The 6,121-nt window shown below is 74.1% G+C and carries 7 protein-coding genes and 1 pseudogene; 1 reads left to right on the forward strand and 7 read right to left on the reverse strand.

Going from position 1 to position 6,121, the window contains the following annotated elements:
* The coding region (locus B4M60_RS12635; RefSeq protein ID WP_291084574.1) for a 30S ribosomal protein S2 at window positions 1-83 on the reverse strand (83 nt) is incomplete at its 3' end.
* 407 nt (window positions 84-490) lie between these two features.
* Here B4M60_RS12635 and B4M60_RS12640 point away from each other — a divergent pair.
* On the forward strand, window positions 491-1,039 hold the full coding sequence (locus B4M60_RS12640; protein ID WP_291084528.1) for a M23 family metallopeptidase: 549 nt from the start codon (window positions 491-493) through the stop codon (window positions 1,037-1,039).
* A 20-nt stretch (window positions 1,040-1,059) separates the two neighbouring features.
* Here B4M60_RS12640 and B4M60_RS12645 read toward each other — a convergent pair whose 3' ends face one another.
* From B4M60_RS12645 to B4M60_RS12670, 6 genes and pseudogenes are all read right to left on the reverse strand, one after another.
* Window positions 1,060-2,028, reverse strand: a complete 969-nt coding sequence (locus B4M60_RS12645) for a tyrosine recombinase XerC (RefSeq protein WP_291084531.1) — start codon at window positions 2,026-2,028, stop codon at window positions 1,060-1,062.
* Between the two features lie 61 nt (window positions 2,029-2,089).
* Window positions 2,090-3,289, reverse strand: a complete 1,200-nt coding sequence (gene dprA / locus B4M60_RS12650; protein ID WP_291084535.1) for a DNA-processing protein DprA — start codon at window positions 3,287-3,289, stop codon at window positions 2,090-2,092.
* Entirely contained in the window at window positions 3,289-4,806 is a 1,518-nt protein-coding gene (locus B4M60_RS12655; RefSeq protein WP_291084577.1) for a YifB family Mg chelatase-like AAA ATPase, read from the reverse strand. Before B4M60_RS12655 ends, dprA begins: the two co-directional genes overlap by 1 nt.
* 2 nt (window positions 4,807-4,808) lie before the next feature.
* Window positions 4,809-5,210, reverse strand: a complete 402-nt coding sequence (locus B4M60_RS12660; protein ID WP_291084538.1) for a YraN family protein — start codon at window positions 5,208-5,210, stop codon at window positions 4,809-4,811.
* Between the two features lie 145 nt (window positions 5,211-5,355).
* Entirely contained in the window at window positions 5,356-5,661 is a 306-nt protein-coding gene (locus B4M60_RS12665; protein ID WP_291084541.1) for a DUF2469 domain-containing protein, read from the reverse strand.
* Window positions 5,658-6,121 (reverse strand): annotated as a pseudogene (locus B4M60_RS12670) (ribonuclease HII); the annotation flags it as partial. The gene B4M60_RS12665 and the pseudogene B4M60_RS12670, both read right to left, overlap by 4 nt.

Below are 6,121 nucleotides of genomic sequence, written 5' to 3' on the forward strand. Positions count from 1 at the left end.
CGCATCTTGGGGTTCCAGCGACGGGTCTGGTGACCGAAGTGAGCGCCCGCGTCGAGCAGCTGCTTCATGGAGATGACTGCCATGGGTTGTTGAGGGCACGTCCGGCTTGGGAGCAGCCGGACCGCGAGGCCCTCGTCCTCGCTTTCTGATGTGTATCGGGTTATGCCGTCAGCCGGATGGCCTCGAGCCCTGGTGTCCGCACCGGACCCGACCCCCGCCTGGCGGGGGCACCTACTGGTCCGGTGTCCGGGAGGCCGGGGCGTGAGCCCAGGGACCGGATGCGCCGCCCGGGGGTGGCGCAGAACACGCGAAGTCAATCGACGTCAGTCGACCGCATGGCAATCATAGCCCGCCCGCGCCAGCCGGCCAACACGGGTGCCGGGCCTGTGGATGGTCGTCCTCCCCCTCCACAGCGGTCCCCGCGGGGATGTCCGACGCGACCGCGGCGGGGTGTACTCGTGTCATGCAGTTCCCGTGCCGGACCACAGCGATGGCGCGTCGCCTCGCGATCGCGGCCTCCGCGGCGGTCGCCCTCGTCGTCCTCGTCCTTCCGCCCGCGGCGACCCCCGCGCCTGTGCGCCGGGACCTACGGGTCCCGCTCTCCGGTCCCCCGTCGGTGGCCACGCCGTTCTCACCCCCGGCGCAACGCTGGCTCGCGGGGCACCGGGGGGTCGACCTCGTGGCGGCCGCCGTCGCGGAGGTGCGGGCGCCCGCGGCCGGGACCGTGCTGTTCGCCGGGGCGGTCGGCGGTCGCCGGGTCCTGTCGATCGACCACGGTGACGGCCTGCGCACCACGTACGAGCCGGTGCGCGCCACCGTCCGCGCGGGGGACGCCGTCGGCGCCGGGGACCTGGTGGGGCATCTCGTCGCGGGTCACCCCGGGTGCCCCGCGGTGGCGTGCCTGCACTGGGGCGCGCGCCTCGCCGCGGGGGGACCGGGGGGCGACGACGACGAGTACCTCGATCCCCTCGGCCTCCTCGCGACCGACGCGCGAGCGATCCGGCTCAAACCCACTCGTCCCGGCGACGGGGGCGGCTGATCCCCCGACCGCGGTCCCCGTCAGGCCCTGGGGTGGGCGCCCCGGTAGGCGGCGCGGAGGCGTTCCGCGGAGACATGGGTGTAGATCTGGGTCGTCGCCGGCGTCGAGTGACCCAGGAGTTCCTGGACGTGCCGCAGGTCCGCACCGCCCTCGAGCAGGTGCGTGGCCGAGCTGTGGCGCAGCGCGTGGGGCGACACCCGCGGCGATCCGGGCGTCGCGGCGGATACCTCGTTGACGATCCGACGGGCGGTGCGGGGATCGAGCCTGCCTCCCCTGGCCCCGAGCAGCAGGGCCGGGCCGGATCCCGTCGTCGCCAGTGCCGGCCGCCCCCCGTCCACCCAGGCGCGGAGTGCGCGGACGGCGGGGGCGCCGTACGGGACCGCGCGTTCCCTGTCCCCCTTGCCCACCACGCGCAGGAGCCGCCGCTCGGCGTCGACGTCGTCCACGTCCAGCCCACACAGTTCGGCCACCCGGATTCCGCACGAGTAGAGCAGTTCCACGATCAGCCGGTCACGGACCGCCACCGGGTCGCCCTCGGCCGCGCCGAGTTCGGTGGTCCGGATGGTCTCGGCCGCCTGGGCCCGGTCGAGGACCTCGGGCAGGTGACGTCGGGCGCGCGGAGCCTCCAGCCGGGCGGCGACATCGGTCGGGAGGACTCCCCTGCGCGCCGCCCACGTGCTGAACGACCGGGCGGCCGCCACCCTGCGCGCGACGGTCGACCGGGCCGCGCCCGCACCCACCTGCGACGCCAACCAGCCGCGGAGGGCGGGCAGCGTGAGGGCGCCGGCGAGGTCGGCGGCGGTGGCGGGCCCGCCACGGTCGGCGCAGAGATGCAGCAGCAGCGCGCGGACGTCGGAGCGGTACGAGCGGGCGGTCGCCTCGGACCGCGACCTCCCGGTCCTGAGATCGTCGACGTACTCGTCCACCACGGCCTCGAGGGGAGCCGGGAGCACTCCCCCCCGGCCGACCGGCGCCCCCGTCTGTCCCATGAGTACCGATTGTCACGTGCGTCACCGGACGGCGCAAGCCGGTCGGGGCCGGCCCCGCCGATCAGACCACGGGAATGGTCATCTGCAGCCCCGCATCCCCCGATCTCCGCCACCCCTCCGGACCCCGGATCACCGCGCCGGTCGAGAGCAGTCGCCCGAGGACCGCCCTCGTGGTGGACGGGGCGATCCCGGCCGAGGCGGCTATCTCCGCCGGTGCCGCCCCGCCGGCGGTGGGCATCGCCTCCAGCACGCGCCTGGTCACGTCGTCCAACCCGTCCCACGAGGTCGGTTCCCCCGTGGGAGGCGGTGCCGTCTCCCCCATGTCCCCGGCCAGTTCCACCACGTCGGCGGTCCGGGCGACGAGCACCGCACCCCGGTCCCGCACCAGCAGATGGCACCCCACCGACGCGACCGAGGTCACCGGACCGGGAACGGCGCCGACCGGGCGGTCCAGCGCCGCGGCCCACGCCGCGGTGCTCAGCGCCCCGCTCCGTGCGGCCGCCTCGACCACCACGGTCGCGCGGGTGAGCGCCGCGATGAGTCGGTTCCTGTCGAGGAACCGGTACCGCGTGACCCCGGTCCCCGGTGCCTGCGCCGAGATCACCGCCCCCGACTCCGCCACCGCTCGGAGAAGCCCGTCGTTGCCCCGCGGATAGAGTCGGTCCACCCCTCCGGCGAGGACGGCTATCGTGCACCCTCCCGCGCCGAGCACGGCCCGGTGGGCGGCCGCATCGATTCCGAACGCACCCCCGGACACCACCGTGAACCCCTCACCCGAGACGCCCGCGCCCAGGTCCGCCGTCACCGCGCGCCCGTACGCCGTGGGTGCCCGGGTCCCCACCACGGCCACCGAACGGCCCAGCGACCCGCCGGGATCCGCGGGTCCGCGCCACCACAGCCCGAGGGGACGGAGCGCGATATCCACCCCCGCCCTGCCACCGCGCCGGCGGCGCCTCGGGCGGTCCAGCGGCTCGAGCGCCTCACCGGGCCACCCCGGGTCACCCGGGACGAGAAGGCGGGCTCCGGTGTCCGCCGCGATGTCCATGAGCGCCGCCCCGTCTACCCGAGCCCGACGCGCCTCGGACTGCCGGACGAGTGCGTCGTCGACCCGTCCGGCGCGGATGCGATCGCGCGCCTCGACCGGACCCACCGCATCCACGAGATCCCACAGTTCGGCGGTCGGCCTCTCGGTGACCGCCCCGAGATACGCGTATGCCCGCCGCACCTCCGGGTCCACGTCCCGCTCGCCCGTTCCGTCCATCAGTCCTCTCCCCTCAAGACCATCGCTTCGGCCACGTGGTGCTCACCCGGCACCTCCGCCCCCGCCAGGTCGGCGATCGTCCACGCGATCCGCAGGCAGCGATCCACGCCGCGCGGGGACAACACCCCGTGCGTCAGTGCACGGTTCAACTGGCGCAGAGCGTCCCGGCTCAACCCGGTCGCGCTCCTCAGCACCCGACCGGGGACATCCGCGTTGGCCCGCGCCCCGGCCGCGTCGGGGTACGCGACCCACCTCGCCGCCGCCGCCGCTCTCGCCGCGGCCACCCGCGCCCGCACCGTCGCGCTGTCCTCCACCTCGTCGGCGGCGAACAGCCCCGATCCGAGGGGCAGGGTCCGCGCGGAGATGTCGATCCGGTCCCGGAGCGGCCCGGTCAGCGCCCTGCCGTACCTGCGCCGGGCATCGGGTGTGCACGAGCACTCGACCGGGCGGGCGCTCCCACACGGGCAGTCGTTGGCCGCCATCACCAGCTGGAAGCGGGTCGGGAAGACCGACAGCTCGTCCCGCCGGGCGATCCGCACCTCACCGTCCTCCAGCAGCGTCCGCAGACTGTCCAGGACCCTGCCCGAGAACTCGGCGCACTCGTCGAGGAACAACACCCCCCGATGGGCCAGCGTCGCCGCCCCCGGCCGGGGGACGTTGTTCCCGCCCCCGACCAGGGAGGCGGCGGAGGCCGAATGGTGTGGCGCCACGAACGGGGGCCGTCGCAGCAGGGGGTCGGGCCCGAGGAGTCGGCCCATCACCGAATGGATGGCCGTGGCCTCGAGTGCTTCCTGCTCCCCCAGGTCCGGAAGCAACCCGGGCAACCGTCGGGCCAACATCGTCTTGCCCGTTCCCGGCGCCCCCCGCAGGATCATCGCGTGCCCACCCGCGGCCGCGACCTCCACGGCACGACGGCAGTCCTCCTGCCCGCGGACCTCCGCCAGGTCCGTCCCGTCGTCGGCACGACCGCCCACGGCGCGGGGGGCCTCGGCGACCAGACTCCCCGACTGCCGCGCCCACGCCGCGATCATGCGTAGCGACTCCGCTCCCGCGGTGTCGATCCCGCCGACCAGCCTCGCCTCCGCCAGGTTCGCCGCGGGCACGATCGCCCGCGTGAGGCCGGCGTCTCGTGCCGCCAGGACCGCCGGCAGGACCCCCCGTACCGGCCGCACACGGCCGTCGAGCGCGAGCTCGCCCATCAGCAGGGTCCCCTCGAACCCGGCGGCCGGTAGTTCACCGGACGCCGTGAGGGTCCCGATCGCGAGCGGGAGATCGAACCCTGACCCCCTCTTGGGCACCGCCGCGGGAGAGAGGGAGAGGACCACCTTCCCCGGCGGCCAGGTCAACCCCGAATTGACCACCGCCGCCCGCATCCGCTCCCGCGACTGCATGACCGCGCCGTCGCCCATCCCCACGATGGAGACGCCCGGCAACCCCCTCCCGACGTCCGCCTCCACCTCGACCATCTGGCCGCCGACACCTTGCAGCGTGACCGCCCACGTCCGTCCGAGCGCCACGGTCACATCACGTCCTCGAACAGCTCGAGGCGCGGCCGGGAGGGGTCCGCGAGGTCGACCCCGATCACGTCGAAGCAGACCTGCCGCCACACACCGGGGTGCGCGGCCAGCCATTCGCCCGCCAGCGTGCGCACTCGCCGCCGCTTGGCCGCGGTGACGGACTCCGCGGGTGTTCCGAATCCGGTTCCCGTCCGGGTCCGGACCTCGACGAACCGGAGCCGCCCGCGGTCGTCGAGGACCACCAGGTCGAGCTCACCGGTCCGGCTCCGCCAGTTCCGGCTGATCACCACGCCCCCCCGCGCTTCGATCAACCCCGCCGCGTGGGCCTCCCCCGTCGCGCCCGTCCGCCGGCGCCGGTCCCCGTCCCCCGCACCGGCGACCGACCGCGCCCCGTCCCCAGCCATCGCGAACCCCTCCCCGGCGACCCGGCCACTCCGGGCCGCCGCGGATCACCCTGCCCGACGACCGCGGCCCGATCCGCGTGCTGCGGACCGGGCCGGTGCCGCCCTGTGGAGGGGGACGGGGCTGTGGAGGACGAGCCGACGGGCTCTAATCGGGGAGTCGGAGTTCGGGCTTGTCGAGCTCCTCGATGTTGACGTCCTTGAAGGTCAGGACGCGAACGTATTTGACGAAACGCGCAGGCCGGTACATGTCCCACACCCACGCATCGGACATCCGGACGTCGAAGTACACCTCACCGTCGGCGGATCGCGGGATCAGCTCGACCGCGTTGGCGAGGTAGAAACGCCGCTCGGTCTCGACGACATAGGTGAACTGGCCGACGATGTCGCGGTACTCGCGATACAGCGAGAGCTCCATCTCGGTCTCGTAGTTCTCCAGATCCTCGGCGCTCATCTAGTGCTGCTCCTCGAGTGCGCCTGCGCGGCGCGACGGACGTTGGCGTACGACATTCTGTGGATGTCGCTGGGACCGAGCTGCTCGATCGCCCTGGCGTGACCCGAGGTGCCGTACCCCTTGTGCGTTGCGAACCCGTACCCCGGGTACCTCGAGTCGAGGTCCACCATAATCCGATCGCGCGTGACCTTTGCGAGGACACTCGCGGCGGCGATGGATGCGACCACCGCGTCACCCCCGATCACCGAGGTGGACTGGCACCCCAGCCCGTCCACCGCGAACCCGTCGGTGAGGACGAATCCCGGTGTCGGGTCCAGCCTCGCCACCGCCCTCCGCATCCCCTCGAGGTTGCACCGGTGGATCCCCCTGGCGTCGATCCTGTCGGGTTCGATCACCACCACGGACGCCGCGACCGCGTGCCGCAGCACGAGATCGTGAAGCCTCTCCCGGGTGGCGGGTG

It is taken from the genome of Dietzia sp. UBA5065 (genome assembly GCA_002415925.1).
Classification (GTDB): domain Bacteria; phylum Actinomycetota; class Actinomycetes; order Mycobacteriales; family Mycobacteriaceae; genus Dietzia.